Origin of the sequence: Saccharothrix mutabilis subsp. mutabilis, assembly GCF_039521145.1 — a bacterium.
Taxonomy (GTDB): Bacteria; Actinomycetota; Actinomycetes; order Mycobacteriales; family Pseudonocardiaceae; genus Actinosynnema; species Actinosynnema mutabilis.
Genome location: NZ_BAAABU010000001.1, coordinates 1 through 23,579 on the forward strand (window position 1 = coordinate 1; position 23,579 = coordinate 23,579).

Annotated in this window: 18 protein-coding genes; 9 read left to right on the forward strand and 9 right to left on the reverse strand. The window is 72.5% G+C overall.

The features are described from left to right. Window positions 1-192: 192 nt before the first annotated feature. From ABD126_RS00005 to ABD126_RS00020, 4 genes are all read left to right on the forward strand, one after another. Window positions 193-975, forward strand: a complete 783-nt coding sequence (locus ABD126_RS00005) for a WecB/TagA/CpsF family glycosyltransferase (RefSeq protein ID WP_343931423.1) — start codon at window positions 193-195, stop codon at window positions 973-975. Between the two features lie 5 nt (window positions 976-980). Further along, window positions 981-3,023, forward strand: a complete 2,043-nt coding sequence (locus ABD126_RS00010; RefSeq protein WP_343931424.1) for a glycosyltransferase — start codon at window positions 981-983, stop codon at window positions 3,021-3,023. 74 nt (window positions 3,024-3,097) lie between these two features. Continuing rightward, window positions 3,098-4,621: a serine/threonine-protein kinase gene (locus ABD126_RS00015; RefSeq protein ID WP_343931425.1), complete on the forward strand. Its 1,524-nt coding sequence runs from the start codon at window positions 3,098-3,100 to the stop codon at window positions 4,619-4,621. A 9-nt stretch (window positions 4,622-4,630) separates the two neighbouring features. Further along, complete coding sequence (locus ABD126_RS00020; protein WP_343931426.1) at window positions 4,631-5,101, forward strand: SLATT domain-containing protein; 471 nt, start codon at window positions 4,631-4,633, stop codon at window positions 5,099-5,101. Here ABD126_RS00020 and ABD126_RS00025 read toward each other — a convergent pair. Then, complete coding sequence (locus ABD126_RS00025) at window positions 5,088-5,873, reverse strand: enoyl-CoA hydratase/isomerase family protein (RefSeq protein ID WP_343931427.1); 786 nt, start codon at window positions 5,871-5,873, stop codon at window positions 5,088-5,090. The two genes, ABD126_RS00020 and ABD126_RS00025, sit on opposite strands and share 14 nt — an antisense overlap. A gap of 77 nt (window positions 5,874-5,950) precedes the next feature. Here ABD126_RS00025 and ABD126_RS00030 point away from each other — a divergent pair, with 77 nt between their 5' ends. Then, window positions 5,951-6,418, forward strand: coding sequence for a GNAT family N-acetyltransferase (locus tag ABD126_RS00030; RefSeq protein ID WP_343931428.1), 468 nt, complete (start codon window positions 5,951-5,953; stop codon window positions 6,416-6,418). Between the two features lie 98 nt (window positions 6,419-6,516). Next, a complete protein-coding gene (locus ABD126_RS00035; protein ID WP_343931429.1) occupies window positions 6,517-7,065 on the forward strand; it encodes a LuxR C-terminal-related transcriptional regulator in 549 nt (182 codons plus the stop codon). Window positions 7,066-7,128: 63 nt separating this feature from the next. Here the strand turns inward: ABD126_RS00035 and ABD126_RS00040 are convergent, their stop codons facing one another. Continuing rightward, complete coding sequence (locus ABD126_RS00040; RefSeq protein ID WP_343931430.1) at window positions 7,129-9,936, reverse strand: ATP-binding protein; 2,808 nt, start codon at window positions 9,934-9,936, stop codon at window positions 7,129-7,131. Between the two features lie 261 nt (window positions 9,937-10,197). Between ABD126_RS00040 and ABD126_RS00045 the strand changes: the two genes are divergently transcribed. Both ABD126_RS00045 and ABD126_RS00050 read left to right on the forward strand, forming a co-directional pair. Continuing rightward, entirely contained in the window at window positions 10,198-11,421 is a 1,224-nt protein-coding gene (locus ABD126_RS00045; RefSeq protein WP_343931431.1) for an ABC transporter substrate-binding protein, read from the forward strand. 33 nt (window positions 11,422-11,454) lie between these two features. Then, window positions 11,455-11,898 (forward strand): SRPBCC family protein, encoded by a 444-nt coding sequence (locus ABD126_RS00050; RefSeq protein WP_343931432.1) that lies wholly within the window; start codon window positions 11,455-11,457, stop codon window positions 11,896-11,898. A gap of 306 nt (window positions 11,899-12,204) precedes the next feature. Here the strand turns inward: ABD126_RS00050 and ABD126_RS00055 are convergent, their stop codons facing one another. The 3 genes from ABD126_RS00055 to ABD126_RS00065 all read right to left on the reverse strand — a co-directional run bounded on the left by ABD126_RS00055 (window position 12,205) and on the right by ABD126_RS00065 (window position 17,233). After that, the gene (locus ABD126_RS00055) at window positions 12,205-13,782 is read right to left on the reverse strand and encodes a phytoene desaturase family protein (RefSeq protein WP_343931433.1); all 1,578 of its coding nucleotides are present in this window, start codon (window positions 13,780-13,782) and stop codon (window positions 12,205-12,207) included. Beyond that, window positions 13,783-14,811 (reverse strand): NAD-dependent epimerase/dehydratase family protein, encoded by a 1,029-nt coding sequence (locus ABD126_RS00060; RefSeq protein WP_343931434.1) that lies wholly within the window; start codon window positions 14,809-14,811, stop codon window positions 13,783-13,785. It lies immediately after the preceding gene. A 76-nt stretch (window positions 14,812-14,887) separates the two neighbouring features. Next, window positions 14,888-17,233, reverse strand: coding sequence for a Tex family protein (locus ABD126_RS00065; protein WP_343931435.1), 2,346 nt, complete (start codon window positions 17,231-17,233; stop codon window positions 14,888-14,890). 154 nt (window positions 17,234-17,387) lie between these two features. On the opposite strand from ABD126_RS00065, the gene ABD126_RS00070 reads away from it, so the two are divergent. After that, on the forward strand, window positions 17,388-19,583 hold the full coding sequence (locus ABD126_RS00070) for a hypothetical protein (RefSeq protein WP_343931436.1): 2,196 nt from the start codon (window positions 17,388-17,390) through the stop codon (window positions 19,581-19,583). Between the two features lie 43 nt (window positions 19,584-19,626). Here the strand turns inward: ABD126_RS00070 and ABD126_RS00075 are convergent, their stop codons facing one another. Genes ABD126_RS00075 through ABD126_RS00090 form a run of 4 tightly spaced genes read right to left on the reverse strand, consistent with a single transcriptional unit; the run spans window position 19,627 to window position 23,571 of the window. Further along, window positions 19,627-20,970 (reverse strand): LLM class flavin-dependent oxidoreductase, encoded by a 1,344-nt coding sequence (locus ABD126_RS00075; RefSeq protein WP_343931437.1) that lies wholly within the window; start codon window positions 20,968-20,970, stop codon window positions 19,627-19,629. Beyond that, on the reverse strand, window positions 20,967-21,695 hold the full coding sequence (locus ABD126_RS00080; RefSeq protein ID WP_343931438.1) for an ABC transporter ATP-binding protein: 729 nt from the start codon (window positions 21,693-21,695) through the stop codon (window positions 20,967-20,969). The genes ABD126_RS00075 and ABD126_RS00080 overlap by 4 nt, the downstream gene beginning before the upstream one ends. After that, window positions 21,671-22,516 carry an ABC transporter permease gene (locus ABD126_RS00085; protein ID WP_343931439.1) on the reverse strand — a complete coding sequence of 282 codons (846 nt, stop codon included), beginning with the start codon at window positions 22,514-22,516 and terminating at the stop codon, window positions 21,671-21,673. Before ABD126_RS00085 ends, ABD126_RS00080 begins: the two co-directional genes overlap by 25 nt. Beyond that, the gene (locus tag ABD126_RS00090) at window positions 22,513-23,571 is read right to left on the reverse strand and encodes an ABC transporter substrate-binding protein (RefSeq protein ID WP_343931440.1); all 1,059 of its coding nucleotides are present in this window, start codon (window positions 23,569-23,571) and stop codon (window positions 22,513-22,515) included. Before ABD126_RS00090 ends, ABD126_RS00085 begins: the two co-directional genes overlap by 4 nt. Window positions 23,572-23,579: the final 8 nt, after the last annotated feature.

Consider the following 23,579-nt stretch of genomic DNA (forward strand, 5'->3'; position numbering starts at 1 on the left):
ACCCCGGGAAAATGTGGTAGCCCTTCGGGCGGGCCATACGGAGATGACACAAGCAAGAAGCCCGGCTTGGGTTGTGTCCCCTCCGGTGGGCTGCCCGGTCGGCGCTTCGCGCCAAGAGCGGCGGTTCGTGGTTTGGGTGTGGTGTCGGTCCTGCTGGGTAACGGGGGGCCTGGTCTGGTCGATGTCGCGGGTATGTCGTCGTTCCCGCAGGCTCCCCGTGTTCGGGTGGGTGCCGTTGACGTCTGGGCTGTTCGTGAGTCCGACGTTGCCGCGCATGTCGTCCAGTGTTGGCAGCGGGGTGAGGGTGGGGCGATCGTCACGGCCAACGTCGACATCGTTCGGGCTGCCACGCGGGATCCCGCGCTCGGCGCGCTGGTCGCCTCCTCCGAGATGGTGGTGGCGGACGGGATGCCGGTGGTGTGGGCCGGGCGGTTGGCGGGGGTGTCGGTGCCTGAGCGGGTTACCGGGGCCTCGTTGGTGTTCACCTTGTCCGAGGCCGCGGCGGGGGCCGGTCGGTCGGTTTACCTGCTGGGTGGGAACCCCGGGGTGCCGGAGAAGGCTGCTCGGGTGTTGGGGGAGCGGTTCGCCGGGTTGAAGGTCGTCGGCACCGACTCGCCGCCGTTCGGGTTCGACGTCGACGCGGGGCTGGCCGCCGCGGCGGTGGCCAAGGTGGTGGCCGCGCAGCCCGATCTCGTGCTGGTCGGGCTCGGGTTCCCCAAGCAGGAGCGGGTGATCCGGATGTTGCGGGCCGAGCTTCCGCGGGCCTGGTACCTCGGGTGCGGGGCCGGGATCCCGATGGCGGCCGGGGAGTTCAAGCGGGCTTCCGGGGTGGTGCAGAAGGTGGGGGCCGAGTGGTTGCACCGGCTCGCCCTCGAACCGCGTCGGTTGGCCAAGCGGTACCTGCGGGACGACCTGCCGTTCGCCTTCCGGTTGTTGGCGGGTGCGGTGCAGACTCGTTTGGGCAAGGGGAAGTGAACGCCGTGCCGCTTGCCGTGGTCATCGTGACCTACCACAGTGCCGGTGTCGTGGAGGACTGCCTCCGGTCGGTCGCCGCCGCGTTGGAGTCCATTCCGGACAGTCGTGTCGTGGTGGTGGACAACAATTCCGGCGACGACACGCTGGACGTTGTCCGTCGGGTGGCGCCCGAGGCCCAGGTCGTGGCCCGGGGAACCAACGACGGGTTCGCCGCCGGGGTGAACGCCGGGTTCGCGGCTGCGCCCGACTGCGACGTGTTGGTGCTGAACCCGGATGTTCGGCTTGAACCCGGGTGTGTGGAGTTGCTGCTGGCCGCGCTCGCCCTGCCGGGCACGGGGATCGCCGCCCCCCGGCTGGTGGGGGCCGACGGGGAGCCGCAGTTGTCGTTGCGGCGTGCGCCCACTGTGTTGCGGGCGGTCGGTGAGGCGGTGCTCGGCGGGCATCGGGCCGGGAAGGTCGAGGCGCTGGGTGAGGTCGTCGTCGATCCGCGTCGGTACGAGACGGCCGGGTCGGCCGAGTGGGTGACCGGGGCCGCGTGGTTGATCTCGCGGGAGTGCCGGGAGGCGACCGGGTGGTTGGAGGAGCGGTACTTCCTGTACTCCGAGGAGACCGAGTACATGCTCCGGGCCGGGGACCGGGGGTTCGCGGTGCGGTACGAGCCCCGGGCCGGTGCCGTTCACCTCGGGGGTGAGCAGTCGACCTCCGCCTGGTTGTGGTCGATGGCGACGACCAACCGGGTCCGGATGGTGCGGGAGCGGCGAGGGCGGTCGGCCGCGTTCGTGATGTGGTGGGCGGTCCTGCTCAACGAGGTGTTGCGGGCGCCGCGTGGCGCGAAGCACCGGCGGGCGGTTCGGGACCTGGTGCGGTGGCGGCGGTGGCCCGCGACGGCCCGGGACGACGAGGGTGCCGGGTGGATCTGCTTCTCCGCGCAGGACTGGTGGTACCACAACCGGGCGCACTCGGACTTCCAGCTCATGCGGTCGGTGGCCGAACGGCGGCGGGTGCTGGTGGTCAACAGCATCGGCATGCGCATGCCGACCCGGGGCAACAGCACGCACGTGGCCCGGCGCATCCTGCGCAAGCTCAAGAGCGTCGCGAAGTTCGTCCGCAAGCCGCTGCCGAACTTCTACGTCATGTCCCCGCTGCCCCTGCCGTTCTACGGCTCACCCTTCCTGCGCCGGGTCAACGCGGTCCTGGTGCGCGCCCAGGTGCGGCTCGTGGCGGCGTTCCTGCGGCTCAAGACGCCCGTGATCATGGTCACCATCCCGACCGCCTGGGACGTGGTCGCCCCGATGCGCCGCCGCAGCCTGGTGTTCAACCGGTCCGACCGGCACTCCGACTTCCCCGAAGCCGACCGCGCGGCCATCCAGGCGCTGGAGCGGCAACTGCTCACCAACGCCGACCACGTCGTCTACGTCAGCCACGTCCTGATGGACGACGAGCGCGCGTTGACCGGCGACCGGGCCCACTTCCTGGACCACGGCGTGGACGTCGACCACTTCACCGCCCGCCCTCAGTTCGAGTGGCCCGACGACATCCGGTCCATCGACGGCCCGCGCATCGGGTTCTTCGGCGCGCTGGACGACTTCCTGGTCGACTTCGACCTGCTCGAACGGCTCGCGGTCGAGCTGCCGGACGTCTCGCTGGTGCTCATCGGCGACGCCACCCACCCGATGGAGCGCTACGACAAGTACCCCAACGTCCACTGGCTGGGCTTCCGCCCCTACGGCACGATCCCGGCCTACGGCTCGGCGTTCGACGTGGCGATCATGCCGTGGCTGGACAACGACTGGATCCGCCACTCCAACCCGATCAAGCTCAAGGAGTACCTGGCCCTGGGCCTGCCGGTGGTCAGCACGGACTTCGCCGAGCTGGAGGCCTACCGCGACCGCGTGCGCGGGGTGCGCACGCACGCCGAGTTCGTCGAGGCGGTCCGCGAGACCCTCACCGGGGGCGGGCTGAAGCCGGCGAACGCGCTGCGCAAGTCGGTGCTGACCTACTCGTGGCACTCGCGGGCCCGGGAGTTGCTCGACCTCGCGGAACGGTGACGGGGATAACGATGACGGCCTGAACCGGACCGACTGCGACCGGTCCGGTCCCGGACTTCTCTAATGTGGGTGGTGTGCAGCCACTGCCCCCGGACGCCCCGCAGCGGATCGGCGACTACACGCTGCTCGCCGCCCTGGGTCGCGGGGCGATGGGTTCCGTGTTCCTCGCCCGGTCCCGCGGCGGGCGGCCGGTCGCGGTCAAGGTCGCCAAGGCCGAGCTCGCCGACAGCCCCCAGTTCCGGGAGCGGTTCCGGCGCGAGGTCGAGATGGCGCGCGCGGTGGGCGGGTTCTGGACGGCCACCGTGGTGGGCGCGGACCCCGACGCCGACCGGCCCTGGATGGCCACCGAGTACGTGCCCGGCCCGACCCTCCAGCAGGCCGTCCACGACTTCGGGCCGCTGCCCGAGCGCGCGGTCCGCAGGCTCGCCGCCGGCCTGGCCGAGGCGCTGGTCGCCATCCACGGCGCGGGCCTGGTGCACCGCGACCTCAAGCCGTCCAACGTGCTGCTCGCGACCGACGGGCCGCGGGTCATCGACTTCGGCATCGCCCGCGCGCTGGAGAGCTCCGGGCTGACCGAGGCCGGGATCGTGTTCGGCACGCCCGGCTACCTCTCGCCCGAGCAGGTCGTCGGCTCGAAGATCACCCCGCAGAGCGACGTGTTCGCGCTGGGCTCGGTGCTGGTCCACGCGGCGACCGGCGCGGGCCCGTTCGGCGAGGGCGCGACGTCCGCGCTGGTCTACCGGGTGGTGCACCAGGACCCGGACCTGACCCGCGTGCCGCCCGGCCTGGTGCCGCTGATCGTGCCGTGCCTGGTCCGCGACCCGGCGCGCCGGCCGACGCCCGCCCACCTGCTGGAGCTGATCGGGCCGCCGTCCAACGACCCGTCGTGGCTGCCGGCGCAGGTCCGGACGCTGGTCGAGCAGCGGCACACCCAGCTGCGCGAGCTGCCCGCCAAGCCGCCGACCCGGGTCATGGGGCAGGAGGCCAAGCCGCCGACCCGCCTGCTGGTCGAGGACCCGCCGAAGGCGCGGCCGGCGGGTCCGGCGAAGGTCGTCGGGCCGGTCAAGCCCTACACGCCGCCGGCGAAGAAGAGCGGGTCGAAGTTCAAGACCTCGCGCGCGGTGGGGCTGGGCTGGATGTCCGCGCACGCGTTCGCCGCGCTGGTGTCGGTGGGCATCGCCAGTGAGAACTCCGGCGCGCCCAACGGGGTGCGGGCGGCGGCGCTGGTGGCGTTCCTGGTGTTCGCGCTGGCGGCCGTGCGGCTGCTGGTCGGGGTGCTGCGGTCGCCGCTGAGCATCGACATCGGCCCGGACGGGATCGTGCTGTCCAACGGCACGCACAGCCGCCGCCTGCCCTGGTACGCGATCTCCCGCGTCCGGGTGGACGCGCACCACTCGCGGCCCTGGGTGGTGGTGTGGCTGGTCGGGGCGGCCAAGGCGCCGGAGTCGTTGGGCCGCGGCAGCTTCCGCGCCCACAAGGGCGGCCTGCGGGTCTACCCGGTCTCGCACGAGCGCTACCGCAAGCGGCGGGAGCGGGACGTGGCGGAGATCCGCTCGGCCCTGGCCTGGTACGGCCCGTCGGTCTACGACCCCCGTTAGGGTGCGGGCGTGGACAAGGAGCAGCCGGTCCGGGCCGGCCTGACGCCGTCGGAACTCGCGGTGGACCTGCTCGCGCGGATCAACGCCGCCACCGAGTACGGCCGGTCGCGCAAGGACCGGTTCCGCCGCCGGTCGGCCGCGTTGAAGATCTCGCTGCTGTCGTTGTCCGCCACCGCCACGATCATCCTGGGCTGGCAGGACCTGGATTTCTGGACCGGCCTGGCGTTCTCCCTGGTCGCCCTGACCACGGTGGTCAGCGCGCTGGAGCCGTTCTTCGCGTGGCGGTCGCTGTGGGTGCTGATGGAGGAGTCGCAGTACCGCTTCTTCCGGCTGCGCGACGACCTCGCCCACTACATCGCCGCGACCCCGCCCGAGGACGTCGACCGCGCCCACGTCGAGGAGGTGTTCGCGCAGTACCAGGCCATCTGGGCGCAGGTCAACGACCGGTGGCTGGAGTACCGCCGGATCAGCGACCGGTGAACACGGCCTTGCCCGGCCCGTCGGCCAGGAACGACGCCACCCCGTTGCGCAGGTCCTCGGTCTCGAACAGGTCGGCCGCGATCGACGTGATGTGCTCGTTCGCCTCGGCCACGCCGCCGCGTTCGTAGTAGGCCAGCACCTGCTTGGTGGCCGCGTGCGCCAGGGTCGGTCCGGCGGCCAGGGACGTGGCGAACGCCAGCGCGGCGTCGTCGAAGCCCTCGTGCGGCAGGACGCGGTTGACCACGTTCCACCGCTCCAGGGTGGCCGCGTCGTACCGGTCGCCGGTCATCACGAACTCCTTGGCCCGGCCCACGCCCGCGCGGGCGGCCAGGCGCTGCGTGCCGCCCATCGTCGGGGTCAGCCCGATGACCTTCTCCACCAGCCCGAACGACGCCCGTTCCGAGGCCAGCAGGATGTCGCACGCCACCGCCACCTCGAACGCCCACGTCAGGCACAGGCCGTGCGCGGCGAAGACGGTCGGGAACGGCAGGGCCGCGACCCGGTCGGGCAGGTCGAGCATCTGGTCGAACAGGGCCTTGGCCCGCGCCCTGGTCTCCTGCGCGGCGAACAGCCGCACGTCCACGCCGCCGCTGACGACCTTGCCCTCGAACCGGACCAGGAGCGCCCGCGCGGGGCGGTCCTCCAGGTCGCCGACGGCGGCGTCCAGCAGGTCCTGGAGCTCCGCGGTGTAGAGGTTCAGCGGGGGAGCGTCGACGGTGAGCACGGCGACCCCCGCCGCGTCCCGCTCGACGCGGACCTGTTGCGCTGCCACGGGCGAGGACTTTACACGCGTCCGGAATGGCGAAAACCAGGTGTCCGAATGGCCCATCGGGTGCTGAGAATAGCCGCGTGACGACTTGGACCGTTCAGCCCGTTGCGGCCGACAGCCCCGTTGCGGTACGCCTGATCCGCACCTACCTGGCCGACATCATCGGCCGCTACTACGGCCGCCCGGCCACCGACACCGAGGTGGACCAGGCGATCGCGGACGACCCCACCGACGATCTTTCGATGTTCTTCGTGGCCTCCCGGGACGGCCGCGACCTGGGGTGCGCCGGCTTCCGGATGGTTACCCCGAAAATTGCGGAACTGAAGCGGCTGTTCGTCCATTCGGACGCGCGCGGGCTCGGCGGCGGGCGAGCACTCCTGGTAGCGGTCGAAGCGGCGGCTGTCTCGTTTGGCGCATCCTCCATTCGGCTCGACACCCGCGCTGACCTGGTCGAAGCCCGGAAGCTCTACACCCGGCACGGTTACGCTGAGGTGCCGGCCTTCAATGACGACCGCTATGCGGAGCACTGGTTCGAAAAGCGGCTATAGGACCCATAGGGTTCCACAATCCCCCGTGTGAGCTGTCTCACTTGACACTGAATTATGGGGACAGTTGAGTGTGTCACGAAAGTCGGCCGCGGAATGAAATGGGGATCAGTCCAGTGGCTTTCGCCGTTGAGTTGACATTTCGTGATGCGCGCCAGGTGCGGAGATCCATTCATCTCGCACATCGCGAATACTGGCGACCGCTCGCCGAGCAGGGCGTCCTGGTGGGTACGGGACCGTGGGCCGACGGCTCCGGTGTCCTGTTGATCTGCCAGGTGCCCGACGAGTCCGCCGCGCGAGACCTGGTGCGCGGGGACCCGTACGTGCGCTCGCAGTCCATCGCGGAGGTGCGGATCCGCCAGTGGCACGTCCTGATGGGCGTGCCGGAGGGCGAACGGGTCCCGGGCATGGTGCGACCCAGGGACGGGCAGAGCGCGGAGGCCCGGTCCCGCGAGCAGTTGACGCCGCACGAGCACCGCATCGCGCTGATGATGCTGGAGGGCATGACCAACCGGCAGATCGCCGAGCACTTCTCGGTGTCCACCCGCGCGGTCGAACTGCACATCACGCGGATCTACCGCAAGCTCGACATCGGCCGCCGCGCGCAGCTCGCCGCGGCGATGCCGTGGGGACAGCGTTCGTACCTGTGACCTGATCGGCCGACTGGACACAGCGGAGGGCCTGCGGCGTGGACCCGCGGGCCCTCTTCGGCTTCAGGTCACCAGCTCGGTGCGCGAGGTGACGCCGAGCTTGCGCAGCACCCGCGCCACGTGCTGCTCGACCGTGCGCGGGGACAGGAACAGCACCTCGGCGATCTCCCGGTTGGTGTGCCCCTGGGCCAGCAGCCGCGCCACGTCCTGCTCGCGCGGGGACAGGGCGTTGCCGTAGCCGCGCCGCCCGCGCCGCGACGGCGTCGCCACGCCCGCGCCGCGCACCAGGTGCCGGCACCGGGCCGCGTCCCGGCTCGCGCCCAGCGCGTCGAACCGGTCGGCCACCTCGCCCAGCGCGGCCACCGCCGCCTCCGGGCCGCTCGCCAAGCCGCACAACGCGATCCGCTCGGACAGCACCGCCGAGTAGTAGGCCAGGCCCAGCTCGTCGGCCGCCCGCCGCGCCTCCTGGAGCGGGAACACGGCCTCCTCCTCGCGCGCGACCGCCAGCAGCGCCCGGCACACCTTCAGCGCCACGACGGCCAGCGGCGCGTCCCGGTCGGCGATCCCGGCCGACAGCTCCTCCACGAGCTTGGTCGCGTCCTCCACCCGCCCGGAGGCGCAGTAGGCGTCCACCGCCGACGGCGCCAGCTCCCCGGCCCACGCCCAGACGCCCTTGCGGCGCAACAGGTCCAGTCCCCGGTCCGCCTCCGCGCAGGCCCGCGCCGGGTCGCCGCGCTCCAGCCACAGCCGGGTCAGCGCCGCGAACCCGCTCAACGCCACCGGCGTGATCGAGTTCTCCACCGACCGGACACCGCTCTCCGCCAGGTGCCGCTCGGCCTCGTCCCAGTCGCCGCGCGCCACCGCGAGGCAGCCCAGCACCAGGGAGATCTCGCTGGCCACCGGCAGCAGCTCGCGGTACTCCTCCAGCAGCCGCCCGGCCCGCGGCACCAGCGAACCCCAGTTGCCGGAGTACCAGTCGAGGTGGATCTGGGTGGACTGCCCGGTGCTCGCGGTGAAGGGCACGCCCGCGCCCACGGTCAGCCGCAGGCCCTTGTCCAGGAAGTCGCGCGCCAGGTCGAAGTGGCCGACCAGCATGCACGCGTCGGCCACGTTGCAGTTCGCGCGGGCCAGGTGGCGGCGGGTCTCGACGTCGTCGGCGCTCGCGGGCAGCCGGTCCAGCTCGCGCAGCACGCTCCGGTCGCCGATCGACAGCCGCGAGCCCAGCTCATTGGCCAGCAGCGAGTACCGCACCGCCGGGTCGTCGCACCCCTCGATGAACGAGTCGACCACCCGCATCCAGCGCAGGTGCTCGGCCAGCGGCGTCGCGCCGATGAACGGCTGGCCCAGCACGGCCCGGCCGCGCATGGCCAGGTCCGGCCGGTCGGTCAGCTCCTCCACGGCCAGCTCGATCTGCAACCGGGCCTGCACCACGCTCTCGAACTGCCGGATCAGCAGGAAGCCGAGGTTGAGCCGGACCTCGCCGCGCGCCGGGCGGGAGAGCCGCCGGTCGTCCAGCAGCCGTTCCAGGGTGGTGCGCGGGTCGTGCTGGTCGATGCCGCCCCGGGCCACCTGGCCCAGCTTCACCGCCAACCTGTCCACATCGGACGGTTGCAGGGTCGCTTCGTCCAGCAGCCGCCGGTACAGGTGCGTCGCGGTGGACGGGTCCCCGACCTCCAGCGCCCGGTCGGCGGCGGCCTCGCCGTTGCGCAGCCAGTCCGCCGGGCGGCCCGCGCGCCGGCTGTGCTCGGCCAGCTGCATGACCGGCCGCGGGACCACGTCCTCCAACGCGTCCAGCGCCCGTTCGTGCAGGCGTTGCCGTTCCGGGCCGGTGAGCGTGTCGTAGACGGCCTGTTGGGCGAGGGCGTGCCGGAACCCGTACCGCATCTCGCCGTGCTCGTGCAGCACGCCGCTGTGCAGGGCGTGGGTCAACGCGGTCCGCGCCCGTTCCGGCTCCACCGCGCCGACCCGCGCCAGCAGGTCCTCCGACGCCGGCACGCCCAGCACGGCGGCGGCGTGCGCGATGCGGCGGCCCGTGGTGGGCAGCCGGTCCAACCGCTCGGCCATCGCGTCGCGCAGCAGCGCCGGCACCTCGACGTCGTCCAGCAGCCGCCAGTCCGCCTCCGGCAGGGCGCGCAGCATCTCCTCCACCACGAACGGGATGCCGGCCGTGCGCTCGTGCAGCCGGGCGGCGAACTCGGCGGACACCGCGTCCACGCCCAGGATCGCCGCCGTCAGGTCCCCGACCTGGGCCCGGTCCAGCGGCGTCAGCTCCACCACGACCCCGGTCACGCCCGCCGGCGGCCGGTAGGCGGTGCCCAGCGCCATCCCGCCCGGCGCGTCCTCGCGGCGGTAGGTGACCAGCACGGTCAGGTTCGGCGGCGGGTCGGACATCAGGAAGCGCAGCAGGTGGCGGCACCCGTCGTCGGCCCAGTGCAGGTCCTCCACCACCAGCAGCACGGGCCCGGCGGCCGACAGCAGCTCGCGCACCGCGCGGAACAGGTGGTGCCGCTCGTGGCGCGGGTCCTCCGGCCGCCGCGGCGGCTCCGGCAGCCGGTCGGCCAGCTCGGGCAGCAACGGCCGCAGCACGCCGGTCACCGGGCTCAGCGGACCCCGCACGTGCAGCGTGCGCAACGCGTCCAGCACCGCCCCGTACGGGAACGGCTCGCGCAGGGGTTGGCAGAACCCGGTCAGCACGCGCAGCGGCGCCACCTCCGGCCGGCGCAGCAGCTCGCGCACCAAACGGCTCTTGCCGACCCCCGCCTCGCCCACGACCAGTGCGACGGACGGCTGCCCGGCGACCGCCCGCAGCAGCGCGGCCAGCTCGTCGCCCCGGCCGACCAGGACGGGGGAACTGGTGCGCGGAGGCGTCATGTGCGGGCTCCAGGGAGGTCGGCCGATCCCAGTATTAGAACCCGGATCGTTCACGGTCGCCCAGCCCCGGCGCACTGCTCCGTTCGGCCCAAAACCCGCTGGAAAACGTTTCGGAATCCATTCCGAACGGTGGGTCCCCGTGCGCGTTACGGAGCATGCGACCAGAAGTTCACGAACGTGGGACTGGTCACAAGATTAGGTGATCCGGGTGGGTGCACCGAATACTCCTACTGGTCGGTAGCGGATATGTGGGAGACATTCGTGCGCAACCTCGTGATCATCCTGGCCGCCGCCCTGGCCCTCGCCGGCTGCGCGGCCGACGACGGGAAACCCCAGGTCAAGGCTGGCCCGGGCGTCACGGCGGACACGATCGCACTCGGTGTGCTCACCGACATGACCGGCCCGTTCTCGCAGTCGGCCCTGATCCGGATCAAGGGCTACGAGCTGTTCCTGAGCGAGCTGAACGAACGCGGCGGCGTGTGCGGTCGCAAGGTGGAATTGAAGCAGAAGGACCACGGCTACAACGTCGACCGGGCGTTGGAGGGCTATTTCGAGCTGGAACCGCAGGTGCTCGGCTTCATCGACGTGGCGGGCGCCCAGATGACCGCCGCCATCGCCCCGGACCTCATGCAGACGCGAGCGATCGTCGCCCCCGCGTCGTGGTCGGCGACGCTGCTCGGCAACCCGCACATGATGATCGTCGGCACGACCTACGACCTGGACGTCATCAACGGGCTGGACCACCTCAAGCGCCAGGGCGTCATCAAGGACGGCGACACCATCGGCCACATCCACGTGGACAGCGACTACGGCCGCAACAGCCTGGAGGGCAGCCGGTTCGCCGCCCAGCAGTGGGGCCTGAACCTGGTGACGCGCACGGTCGCGGAGTCGGCCACGGACGTCATCGCCCCGGTGCAGGAGCTGAAGGCGGCCGGCGCGAAGGCGGTCTTCCTGAGCACCTCGCCCCCGCAGACCGCGTCCGCCGTGGGCACCGCCGACAAGCTCGACTGGGACGCCCCGTTCCTGGTCAACGCCGTGGGCTACGACCCGCTGATCCTGGACTCGCCGGTGGCGCAGGCCGTGGTCGAGCGCGTGCAGGTGGTCTCCCCGATCGCGCCCTACGCGTCCGACCTGCCCGGCCCGCGCTCGGTGGCGGAGAAGTTCGAACGCAAGTTCCCGGGCGAGAAGCCGACCGGTTCGGTGGACCACGGCTACGCCATCGGCATCGCCTTCGCGGCCGTGCTGGAGAAGGCGTGCGCGGCCGGTGACCTGAGCCGCGACGGCGTGCTGCGGGCGTTCCAGGACACCAACTCGGTGGACACGAACAGCCTGACCGGCCCCCTGCGGTTCTCGCTGGTCGGCCGCCCGTCGAGCACCCAGTCCTACATCGCCAAGCCGGACCCGGAGGTGCCGGGCGGCCTGGCCGCGATCGCGAACCTGTTCGAATCCGACCTGGTGAAGCTCAAGGGCACCCGAGCGAAGTAGTTTCCCCGCCGGCGGGCGGGGAACCCGCACGACATGGTCGAGGTGAACCTGCGGGTACCGGCCCCGGCGGACCGCGTGTTCGCCGTGCTGTCGGACGGCTGGTCGTACGCGAGCTGGGTGGTGGGCGCGGCCCACATCCGAGAGGTGGACACCGGCTGGCCCGCGCCCGGCACGCGCATCCACCACAGCATCGGCACCTGGCCGGCCCTGGTCCAGGACGTGACCCGGGTGGTCTCCTGCGACCCGAACCGGTCACTGGAACTGGAAGCCGGCCTGTGGCCCTTCGGCGCGGCCCGCGTCCGTTTCGAGCTGGCGGAGGAAGCCGGCGCAACCCAGGTGACCATGCACGAGGAAGTCCAAAAGGGCCCCCTCTCAGTCCTCCCGACAGCCGCCCAGGCCCTCTTCCTGGCCCCCCGCAACAAAGAGACGCTGCACCGCCTGGCAGACCTGGCCGTACGCAAGGAAAGCCGCAACTGACCAGCCCGCCAGCGCCCTCCCGCGCCGCAGGCGCGCTCTTCAACGGGCTATCAGCCACAGGAAGGGCCTCGGTTCGTTCCCCGTACGGCCTGGGCGCAGCCCAACCGCGCTTGGGGGTTCTTGGCAACCACGCTCCACCGGTTGCCAAGAACCCCCAAGGGTGGTTGCCTCCGGCAGGCCGTACGGGGAACGAACCGACGCCCTTCCACCCCCGGGGGCCTGCCGCGCGGCGAGCGCCGCTTTTAGCTTTGATCTTTCGCTCTTCACTTTTGATCTTGAGAGCGCGAAGCGCAACCACGCGCGAGTTCAGTAGAAGATCTCGTGAAGACCGCGCATGAGCAGCCGGTACCCATCCCCGGCCAGCCCGTTGCGCGCCAAAGCCGCCCGAGCCGCGTTGGCCCCAGCCGCCCCGTGCACCCCACCCCCGGGATGAGCCGAAGCCCCCGCCAGGAACAACCGGTCCACCGGCGTGTCCGACCGCCCCAACCCGGGCACCGGCCGGAACACCAGCTGCTGGTGGATGGCCGCCGTCCCAGCGTTGATCGACCCCCCGACCAGGCTCGCGTTCCCGGCCTCCAACTCCCCGGGCCCTTGCAGGGACCGCTTGATGATCAGCTCCCGGAACCCCGGCGCGTGCTGCTCGATCAGCTGCTCCACCCGGTCCGCCCGCCGCCGCACCCGGTCCGCCGACCAGCTCTCCCCGCGCGGGACGTGCGTGTACGCCCACGCCGCCTCCGTCCCGGCCGGTGACCGGGTCGGGTCCGCGGTCGTCATCTGACCCATGATCACGAACGGGATCCGGGGCAGCTTGCCGACCGCGATCTCCGTGCTCGCCATCGCCAAGCCGTTGAAGTCACCGCCCACGTGGATGGTCCCGGCGCTCCTCGCCTCCGGGGCCGTCCACGGGATCGGGCCGGACAACGCCCAGTCCACCTTCACCGTGGCGTCGTCCCACTCGAAGTGCTCCAGGTCGTCCATCAGGCGCGCGGGCAAGTGATCAGCGCCCAACAGGTCCAGGTACAGCACCGGCGCCGGCACGTCGGCCAGCACCGCCTTGCGGGCACGGACGAAACCGCCCTCCGCGTCCCGCACGCCCAGCGCCCGTCCCCGCGCGACCACGACCCCGTCCACCCGTCGGCCGCACTCCACGACGCCGCCCAGGCGCTTGACCATCGCCTCGGTGAGCTTGCCCGCCCCGCCCTCCGGGACCGGGTAGCCGACGTCCTGGCCCAGCATCGACAGCAGCCAGCCGAACGCCGTGCTCGCCGCCTGGTCCGGTCCCAAGTCGGTGTGCATCGCGTTCCCGGCCATCAGCAACGGGCCGCCCTCGCCGGTGAAGCGCTCGTTGCCGAAGGCCCGCACGGGCTGCACGAACATGCGCGCCATCCGCAGCGCCTCCGCCGGACCCAGCGCGCGCATCAGGCCGGCCGACGCCCGGACCGGCGGGAACGGTCGCATCAGGGCTTCGATCAACGCGTCGCGCACCCGTTGCCAGCGCTGGAACTCCGCATACCAACGGTCGCCGTCGCCCGCGCCGAACTTCTCCACCGACGCCACCGTCCGGTTGACGTCCCGGGACAGCAGGACCGCCCGGTCGTCGGGCAGCACGTGGGCCAGCACCTCGGGGGCGTGGCGCCAGCGCAGGCCGTGGCGGTCCAGCCCGAGGCCCGCGATGACCGGTGAGGCCGCGCCCAGCGGGTAGAAGGCGCTGAACAGGTCGTTGCGGAAGCCCGGCGCGGTCAGTTCGGCGGTGCGCACCGCGCCGCCCGGCTCGTCGGCGGCCTCCAGGACCGCCACCTCCCAGCCGGCGTCGGCCAGCAGGTTCGCGGCGACCAGCCCGTTCGGTCCGGACCCGATGACCACCGCATCCACGTCGTCGGCCACTCAGCCTCCTTGGCTCTGGTGCACGGGACGTCCCCACCCCAGTCTGCCCAACCGCGCACCGGCCCGCGGCGCGAGCGGACCCCACGCGCCGCGGCCCTCGGCCACCGCGCGCACGAACTCGGCCAGGGCCGCGCGGGCGTCGTGGCGGGGCTCCCAGCCCAGCGCGCGCAGCCGGGTGGTGTCCACGATGGACGCCCGGTCGGCCAGGCGCAGCCAGCCGGGGTGCATGGGTTGCAGGCCCAGCCGCCAGGTGGGCCAGGCCAGGGTGGTCAGGAGGCCGAACGGGACGGGCACCCGGAAGCCGCCGAACACGCGCGCGAGGTCGTCCGCGCGCAGCACCGGCTCGCCCGCGACGTTGAACACCCCTTCGGCGCGGTGGCGCAGGAGGACGACGATGGCGCGGGCGACGTCCTCGGCGTGCACGATCTGCGCCCGCAACCCCGACCACAGCGGCACCGGCAGCCACGGGCGGCCGAGCAGGCCGGGCGGGACGAGCGGGCTGAGGACCCAGCGGTCCAGTTCGCCGCCGGCGTCGGGCTGGACGATCGCGCACGGCCTGATCCGGGCCACCGGTGCGCCGTCGTACTGGTCGAGCAGGTGTTCCAGCCGTGCCTTCTGGAGGCTGTACGCGCTGCCCGGGACGCCCTCGCACGGCCAGGTCTCGTCCACGACGTGCGGCGCGGGCGTGTAGGCGGCGACCGAGGAGGCGACCACGACGTGCGGGACCCCGGCCGCCGCCGCGAGGACGTGCGCGCTGCCGTCGAGGTTGGTGCGCCGCATGGGCGGGTCGTCGGGACCGGGCTGGACCGCCCAGGCGAGGTGCACGACGGCGTCGGCCCCGGCGCAGGCGTCGCGCAGCGCGACCTCCGCCGCCGGGGCCCCGATGTCGCAGCTCAGCCACGTCTCGCGGGGCCCGGCGGCGGCGGGGGTGCGCCGGGCGACGCACACCACGTCCGCGTCCAACTCGGCCAGGACCCGGCGCAGGGCCGTCCCCACGTTGCCGCTCGCACCCGTGACGACGACCCTCATGCCCAGCGGGATACCCCTACTTCGAGCCGCCAAGCCCCGCGCCGCGCTCCGCTACTCGGCCTCGCGCCGCCCTCGGCTACTTGGACCCGCCAAGCCCCGCACGACGCAACGCCTCAGCCATCGCACCATTCGCCGGCGGTCGCTCCTGCCGCTGCTGCGACCGACCACCCCGGCCACCACCACCGCCGCCACCACCACCGCGCGAACCACGCTGATCACGCTGGTCACGCTGGTCACGCTGCTGCGGCCCCTTGCGCCCAGGCTCGTCCTCCAGCCGCAACGTCAGCCCGATCCGCTTGCGCGCGATGTCCACTTCGAGCACCTTCACGCGCACCACGTCACCGGACTTCACGACATCCCGCGGGTCCTTCACGTAGGTGTTGGACAGCGCCGAGATGTGCACCAGTCCGTCCTGGTGGACGCCGATGTCCACGAACGCCCCGAACGCCGCCACGTTCGTGACGACACCCTCCAGCACCATGCCGGGCTTGAGGTCGGCGATCTTCTCCACGCCCTCGGCGAACGTGGCCGTCTTGAACGCCGGACGCGGGTCGCGGCCCGGCTTTTCCAGCTCGCGCAGGATGTCGGTGACGGTCGGCAGGCCGAACTGCTCGTCCACGAACTGCTCGGGCCGCAGCGACTTGAGCACCTTCGTGTTGCCGATCAGTTCAGCGCCGGCGGCCTCCTGGATGCGCCGCACCACCGGGTACGCCTCGGGGTGCACGGCGGACGCGTCGAGCGGGTCGTCGCCGTTGGGGATGCGCAGGAAGCCCGCGCACTGCTCGAACGCCTTCGGGCCCAGGCGCGGCACGTCCTTCAACGCCCGCCGCGTCCGGAACGGGCCGTTGGCGTCGCGGTGCCCGACGATGTTCTCCGCCAGGCCCGCGGTGATGCCCGAGACGCGGGTCAGCAGCGGCACGGACGCGGTGTTGAGGTCCACGCCCACCGCGTTCACGCAGTCCTCGACCACGGCGTCCAGCGAGCGGGACAGCTTGGTCTCGGTGATGTCGTGCTGGTACTGCCCGACGCCGATGGACTTCGGGTCGATCTTGACCAGCTCGGCCAGCGGGTCCTGCAACCTGCGGGCGATGGACACCGCGCCGCGCAGCGACACGTCCAGGCCGGGCAGCTCGGCGGAGGCGAACGCGGACGCCGAGTACACCGACGCGCCCGCCTCGGACACGACGGCCTTGGTCAGCTTCAGCTCGGGGTGCCGCTTGAGCAGGTCGGCGGCCAGCTTGTCGGTCTCGCGCGAGGCGGTGCCGTTGCCGATGGCGATCAGGTCCACGGAGTGCTTGCGCGCCAACACGGCGAGCTTGGCGATCGACTCGTCCCACTTGTTGGCGGGCACGTGCGGGTAGATGGTGTCGGTGGCGACGACCTTGCCGGTCGCGTCGACCACGGCCACCTTCACGCCGGTGCGGAACCCGGGGTCCAGGCCCATCGTGGCGCGGGTGCCGGCGGGCGCGGCCAGCAGCAGGTCGCGCAGGTTGGACGCGAACACCTTCACGGCCTCGTCCTCGGCGAACTGGCGCAGCCGCGAGCGCAGGTCGATGCCCAGGTGCACCAGGATGCGGGTGCGCCACGCCCAGCGGACGGTGTCGGCGAGCCACTTGTCGGCCGCGCGGCCCCGGTTGTCCACGCCGAACCGGGCGGCGATGGCGACCTCGTAGCCCGACGGCTCCTCGTCCTCGTCGCCCGGGTCGAGGTGGAGGTCGAGGACCTCCTCCTTCTCGCCGCGGAACAGCGCCAGGATGCGGTGCGAGGGCAGCTTGCCGAACGGCTCGGAGAAGTCGAAGTAGTCGGAGAACTTCGCGCCCTCCTCCTCCTTGCCCTCCCGCACCTTGGACGCGACCCGGCCCCGCGACCACATCCGTTCGCGCAGCTCGCCGATGAGGTCGCCGTCCTCGCCGAACCGCTCGACCAGGATCGCGCGGGCTCCCTGGAGCGCGGCGGCCACGTCCGCCACCTCCTCGGTCAGGTAGTCCTCGGCGACGACCTGCGGGTCCTGGGTGGGGTCGGTCAGCAGCCCGTCGGCCAGCGGCTCCAGCCCCTGCTCGCGGGCGATCTGCGCCTTGGTCCGCCGCTTGGGCTTGTAGGGCAGGTAGAGGTCCTCCAGGCGGGCCTTGGAGTCGGCGGCCAGGATCGCGGCTTCGAGCGCGTCGTCCAGCTTCCCCTGCGACCGGATGGACTCCAGGACGGCGGCCCGCCGCTCCTCCAGTTCCCGCAGGTAGCCCAGCCGCTCTTCCAGCGTGCGCAACTGGGCGTCGTCCAGCGCGCCGGTCGCCTCCTTGCGGTAGCGGGCGATGAACGGCACGGTCGAGCCCCCGTCGAGCAGTTCGACGGCGGCACTGACCTGTCCGGCACGCACGCCCAGCTCGTCGGCGATCCTCTGGTGGATGGCTGTGGTCACGACAGGCATTCTGCCCGGAAGCCGCCCGCGCGGGCGTTCAGGGGGCGAAGTGGGCGGGTCGGCCGTGTCGCCGCCCTTTCGGGTGAACCTTCTAGGCCATTCGCAACAGCACGTGCGTATCCGCGACGTACCTTGCACCCTAGCGGTCGGGAGGTCCGACGCGATGATCACGAGACTCACCGCGGCCGAGCGCGCCCTGCGCGACGCGATCAAGCCCGGGGCGAAGGTCGACCACTCCGCCGGCGGCGCGACCATCAGGGCGTTCGTCCTCCAAGAGGTGCTGCTCGACGACCGCGCCCCCTGCCGTTCCCTGGTCGTCCGCGACGCGAAGGTGGTCGACGCGCTCGACCTGGAGGCCGGGACGATCGGCTACCCGGTCGAGTTCGTCGGGTGCGCCTTCGCCGGCGAGCCCAACGTCGAGCAGGCCAAGCTGTTCGGCCTGTACCTGACGGGCTGCCGGCTGCCGGGCCTGAGCGGGGCGCAGGTCGACGTGGCGCACAACCTCGAACTGGTCGGGTGCGACTGCTCCGGGCTCGTGGACCTCATCGGCGCGCGGGTCCACGGCCAGTTGCTGCTGACCGGGTCCCGCCTGGCCAACCCCGCCGGCCACGCGCTGGCGGCCGACGGGATGAAGGTCTACCAGGACGTCAAGTTCAGCGGCGGCTTCCGCGCCGAGAGCCCGGTCAGGATGATCGGCGCGCGGATCGGCGGCCAGTTCGACTGCGACGGCGCGCACTTCCTGAAGGCGGGCGAAGTGGCCCTCGACCTCAAGGGCGCCGTCATCGACGAACGCGTCTACTGGCGCGACGGGTTCCTGGTCGAGGGTGAGGTGCGTGTCGCCGACGCCCGGCTGCGCGGGGGTCTCGACTGCACCGGGGCGGTGTTCCGGCACCCCGCCGCGGTGGCGCTGCGGGCGAGCGGCGTCGTCGTGGACAGCGATGTCCGGTTCCGCGGCGCCTCGGTGGAAGGGCCGGCCGACTTCACCGGCTGCGACGTCACGGGGATGCTCGACCTGACCGGCGGGCGGTTCTCCAGCCCCGGTGAGACGGCGCTCGACCTGGCCCGCGCGCGCGTCCGCCAGAACATGATCTGCCGCAGCGGGTTCGAGGTGCGAGGACGGGTCCTGCTGGCCGGCGCGGACATCGGCGGCAGCCTGTGGTGCGAGGGCGGGCACGTCGAGAACAGCACCGACACCGCCCTGGACGCGACGGGCCTCGTGGTCCACCGCGACCTGCACCTCGGCCACCGGAGGTCGGCGTCGGGAGCCGGTGACGACGGCTTCCACGCCGAGGGCGCCGTCGTGCTCAGCGGAGCGTGCGTGGAGGGCGACCTGGACTGCGCCGGCGGGCGGTTCACCAACCCGGCGGGGGAGTCGATCACCGCGATCGGCCTGACGGTCGAGCGGGACCTGCTGATGTCCGACGGGTTCGTCGCGGACGGGGTGGTGGACCTGGCGGGCGCCGAGGTGCACGGCTGCCTGGTCTGGAGCGGTGGCCGCTTCACCAACCGGAGCCGGGCCATCCGCGCGGACCGGGCGGAGGTCGGGCACTCGGCCAAGCTCGACGGCCTGCACGCCGACGGTCCGGTGCTGATGCGCGGCATGCGGATCGCGGGCAACCTCGACATCGCGGACGCGCGGATCTCCGACGACGAGACGGCGCTGGTGCTTGAGGGCACCACCGTCCGCGGTCGGCTCCGGGTGGGGTTCACGACGAAACCGGCCGGCGGGGTGGACCTCCGGTACGCGTCCGCCGGCCAGTTGGACGACCGCGACTGCAAGTGGCCGGACCGGTTGCGGCTCACGGAGTTCGTCTACAAGGCGTTGCCCGTGAACGGGCTGAGCCGGGCGGTCCGGGTCCAGTGCCTGCGCGGCGGCGCCGAGGAGTACGTGCCGCAGGTCTACCTCCAACTCGCGAAGGTGTACGAGGCGGCGGGCAAGCACGACGACGCCAAGCACGTGCTGATCGCCGGCCAGGACGCCGGGCGCAGGGCCGGTCGGGGCGTGCGCGGCGCGATCGACCGGGCGCTCGGCTTCGTGCTCAAGTGGACGGTGGGCTACGGGTACCGGCCGCTGTGGGTCCTGTACTGGGTCGCCGCCCTGACGGTGGTGGGCGCCGTCGCCGCCGCCGTCGCGCACCCGGACGGGTTCCGGCGGGCCAAGGCGGACCTCGACGTGGGGTTCGAGCCGGTGCTCTACACGCTGGACCTGCTGCTACCCGTGGTGAACCTGAGACAGCGCGAGTTGTGGGTGCCCGTCGGGTGGGTGCTGTGGGGGTCGTCGGTGTTCACCGCGTTGGGCTGGGTCTTGGCCATCTGCCTCGTCACCGGGCTCGGCAAGGCGTTCAAGCGGGAGTTGTAGGGCCGCCTCCCCACCCGCCGAGGTGGGTGGAGAGGCGGGCGGTTCACACGGTGGCCGAGGTGGACTGGTTATTTGGGGTGAACTGGTTGGCCGGCCGGGGTAGGCCGTAGTGGTCGCGCAGGGTGGTGCCGGTGTAGTCCGTGCGGAACAGGCCGCGTTGGCGCAGGATCGGCACCACCTCCGTGGCGAACCGTTCCAGGCCCGACGGCAGCACGGCGGGCATGATGTTGAAGCCGTCCGCCGCGCCCTCGCGGAACCAGTGTTCGATGGTGTCCGCGACCTGCTCGGCCGTGCCCGCGAACGTCTTGTGCCCGCGCCCGCCGCCCAAGCGGCCGATCAGCGCCCGCACGGTCAGGTCCTCCCGGCGCGCCAGCTCCACGATCAGCGTGTACCGGGACTTCGCGCCCTCGATCTCGTCCTCGGTCGGCAGGTCGGCCGGCAGCGGGCGGTCCAGGTGCAGGTCCGTCGGGGCCACCCGCAGCGTCCTGGCCAGCTGCTCGCGGGCGTACTCGGGCACGATCAGGCGGTCCAGTTCCGCGTCGAACGCCTTCGCCTCGGCTTCCGTGGCGCCGATCACCGGGACCAGGCCCGGCAGCACCTTCACGTGGTCGGGGTCGCGGCCCTCCGCCCGCGCGCGGTCCTTGATGTCGGCGTAGAAGGCCTTCGCCTCGGCCAACGTCTGCTGCGCCGTGAAGACCGCCTCGGCGTGCTTCGCCGCGAAGCCCTTCCCGTCCTCGGAGGAACCCGCCTGCACCAGCACCGGGTACGCCTGCGGCGAGCGCGGCACGTTCAACGGACCCCGCACCCGGAAGTGCCGGCCCTCGTGGTCGATCGGGTGGACCCGGGAGTCCTCGGCGTGCACGCCGCGCTCCTTGTCCGCCACGATCGCGTCGTCCTCCCACGAGTCCCACAGCTTCTTCGCCACGTGCAGGAACTCGTCGGCCCGCTCGTACCGGTCGAAGTGCGCGGGCTGCGCCTCCAGGCCGAAGTTGCGGGCGGCGTCGTCACCGGCCGTCGTCACGATGTTCCAGCCGGCCCGGCCGCCGGAGACGTGGTCCAGCGAGGCGAACCGCCGCGCCAGGTTGAACGGGTCGTTGTAGGTGGTGGACGCGGTGGCGATCAGGCCGATCCGGGACGTGGCGCGGGCCAGCGCGGTGAGCAGGACCGTCGGCTCCAGCTTGCCCGACGGCCGCCGCCCCACCCGCCCCCACAGCACCGGCGAGTCGGCCAGGAACACCGAGTCGAACTTCGCCGCCTCCGCGATCCGCGCCAACCGCTCGTGGTAGGCGGTGCTCAGGTGCCCGTGCGGGTCGCTTCCCGGCAGCCGCCAGGACGCCTCGTGGTGCCCGGTGTCGTGCAGGAACAGGTTGAGGTGCAGTTCGGTCACGGGGTGGCTCCTTCGGTGATCCCCAGCGCGTGCAGCAGGCGGTCGCGGTGGGACTGGAACAGCGGGTCGCGGTGGGAGCGGGGCTCGGGCAGCTCGACGCGGACGTCCAGCCCGATCCGGCCCCGCTCCAGCACCACGACCCGGTCGGCGAGCGTCACGGCCTCGTCCACGTCGTGGGTGACGAGCAGGACCGCGGGGCGGTGCCGCGCGCACAGCTCGCGCAGCAGGTCGTGCATCTTGATTCGGGTCAACGCGTCCAGCGCGCCGAAGGGCTCGTCGGCCAGCAGCAGCGCGGGTTCGCGCACCAGGCAGCGGGCCAGCGCCACGCGTTGTTGCTCGCCGCCGGACAGCTCGCTGGGCCACGCCCGCTCCCGGCCCTCCAGCCCGACCTCGGCCAGCGCGCGCCGGCCCCGGTCGCGCGCGCCGGACAGGCCGAGCACCACGTTGTCCAGCACGCGCAGCCACGGCAGCAGCCGCGAGTCCTGGAACGCCACCGCGACCTCGTGCGGCACCCGCAGCTCACCGCCGCCCTCGACGTCGTGGTCCAGCCCGGCCAGCGCCCGCAGCAGCGTGGACTTGCCCGAACCGCTGCGCCCCAACAGGGCCACGAACTCGCCGGGCGCCACGGTGAGGTCGAGGTGGTCCAGCACGACCCGGTCGCCGAAGCGCCGCACCAGGTCCCGCACCGCGACCGCGCCGGTCAGCCGCCCAACGTCCGCCGCCACGCCAGGACCCTCCTCTCCACCAGCCGCAGCAGGGCGTCGGAGACGAACCCGAACAGCCCGTACACCACCAGCCCGACCACGATCACGTCGCTCTGCCCGTAGTTCTGCGCCTGGAACATCAGGTAGCCGATCCCGCTGGTGGCGTTGATCTGCTCCAGCACGATCAGGAACAGCCACGACCCGGTCACGCCCAGCCGCAGCCCGACGAAGAACCCGGGCAGCGCGCCGGGGAACACCACCTTGCGCACGAACTGCCCGCGGCTCAGCCCCACCACCTCGGCCAGCTCGACGTAGCGCTGGTCGATGCCGGTCAGCGACGCGTGGGTCTGGATGTAGAGGGTGACCGCCACGCCGATCGCGATGACGATGACCTTGAAGCTCTCGCCGATGCCCAGCCACAGGATCAGCAGCGGGATCAGGCCCAGCGACGGGATCGCCCGCTTGACCTGCACCGTGCCGTCGATCAACGCCTCGCCGACCCGGCTCAACCCGGCCGCGACGGCCAGCGCCGTGCCGACGACCGCCCCGAGCAGGAAGCCCAGACCCGCCCGCCGCAACGACGTCAGCACGCTGTCGGGCAGCTTCCCGTTGGCCACCAGCTCCGCGCCGGTCTCCACCACCGTCCACGGCGCGGACAGCAGGCGCGGGTCCAGCCAGCCCGACGCCGACGCGACGCTCCACACGGCGATCACCAGCAGGGGACCGACGGCCCGGCCGTAGGGGATGGCCTTCCCGGGTCGCAGGCGGCGTCGGCGCGGCGCGGTCGGCGCGGACCGGACGACGGGGGCGCGCCGGGTCGGCGGCGCGAGGGTCCGCGTCATGGCCTGCTCCGGTAGGTGGCGGGGACGGACTGGGCGGCGAGGCCCTCGAAGCGGCGGTCGAACAGGTCGGCGACCTCGACCGGCGGGGTGAAGCCGCCCCGCGCCAGCAGCTCGGCCGTCTCCCGCTCCCATTCGACGGCCCGGTCCCAGCTCTCCGGGAAGTACGGGCGCGGGTGCGACTTGACGATCCGGTCGCCGTCGGCGGCGGTGACGTTCTGGTCCTTGACGTAGTAGTGGTCGATCCACCGCTCGGGGTGCTCCCACGCCCACACCTGGCCCTGCGCCCAGAACGGGATGAACGCGCGGACGGCGGCGGCCTTCGCCGGGTCCTGCAACACCGACACCGGCGCCCACAGGACGGTGAGCAGGTCCACGGCGTTCATGTCGACGACGCGTGCGCCGTCCTTGCCGTACTGGCCGATGTACTTGGTCGTGCTGGGTTCGGCGAGCACGGCCACGTCCACCTGCCGCGATTGCAGGGCGGTGAGGAACTGCGGGCTGGTCAGGGCGACCAGTTCGACGTCGTCGTTGGACCAGCCCAGCTCCTTGATCGTGCGCAGCACGAGCACGCCCTGGGCCTGGCCCTGCGAGAACGCGATCCTCTTGCCCTTGAAGTCCCGCACCGATGCGATGTCCGTGCCGGGCGCGGTGGCGAACTGGTAGGTCGGCGTCTCCCGGTGCGCCACCGCGACGATCCGGGCGTCGAACCCCATGGCGGCGGCCTGGAGGGGCGGGATGCCGGCGTTGGCCGCGAGGTCCACCGACCCGGCGCGGAACGCCTGGATGACGTCCGGACCGGCGGTGACGTTGGGCCACTCCGGCACCTCGAACGGCAGCTTCGCCAGCTCGCCGGACGCTTCGAGCTGCTTGAGCGTGGTGCGGATGGAGATGGTGAGCCGGGTGCCGGGCGGGACCGCCGTGGGCAGCGGCCCGGCGGGCGCCGGACCGCTCGCGCCGCCCGCGGGCGCGCAGCCCACGACGCCGAGCGCCCCCACGCCCACCAGGCCGGCCAGGAACGAGCGCCGGCGCGGGGCCGACGTGGATGGCTGTGTCATCAGGGGTT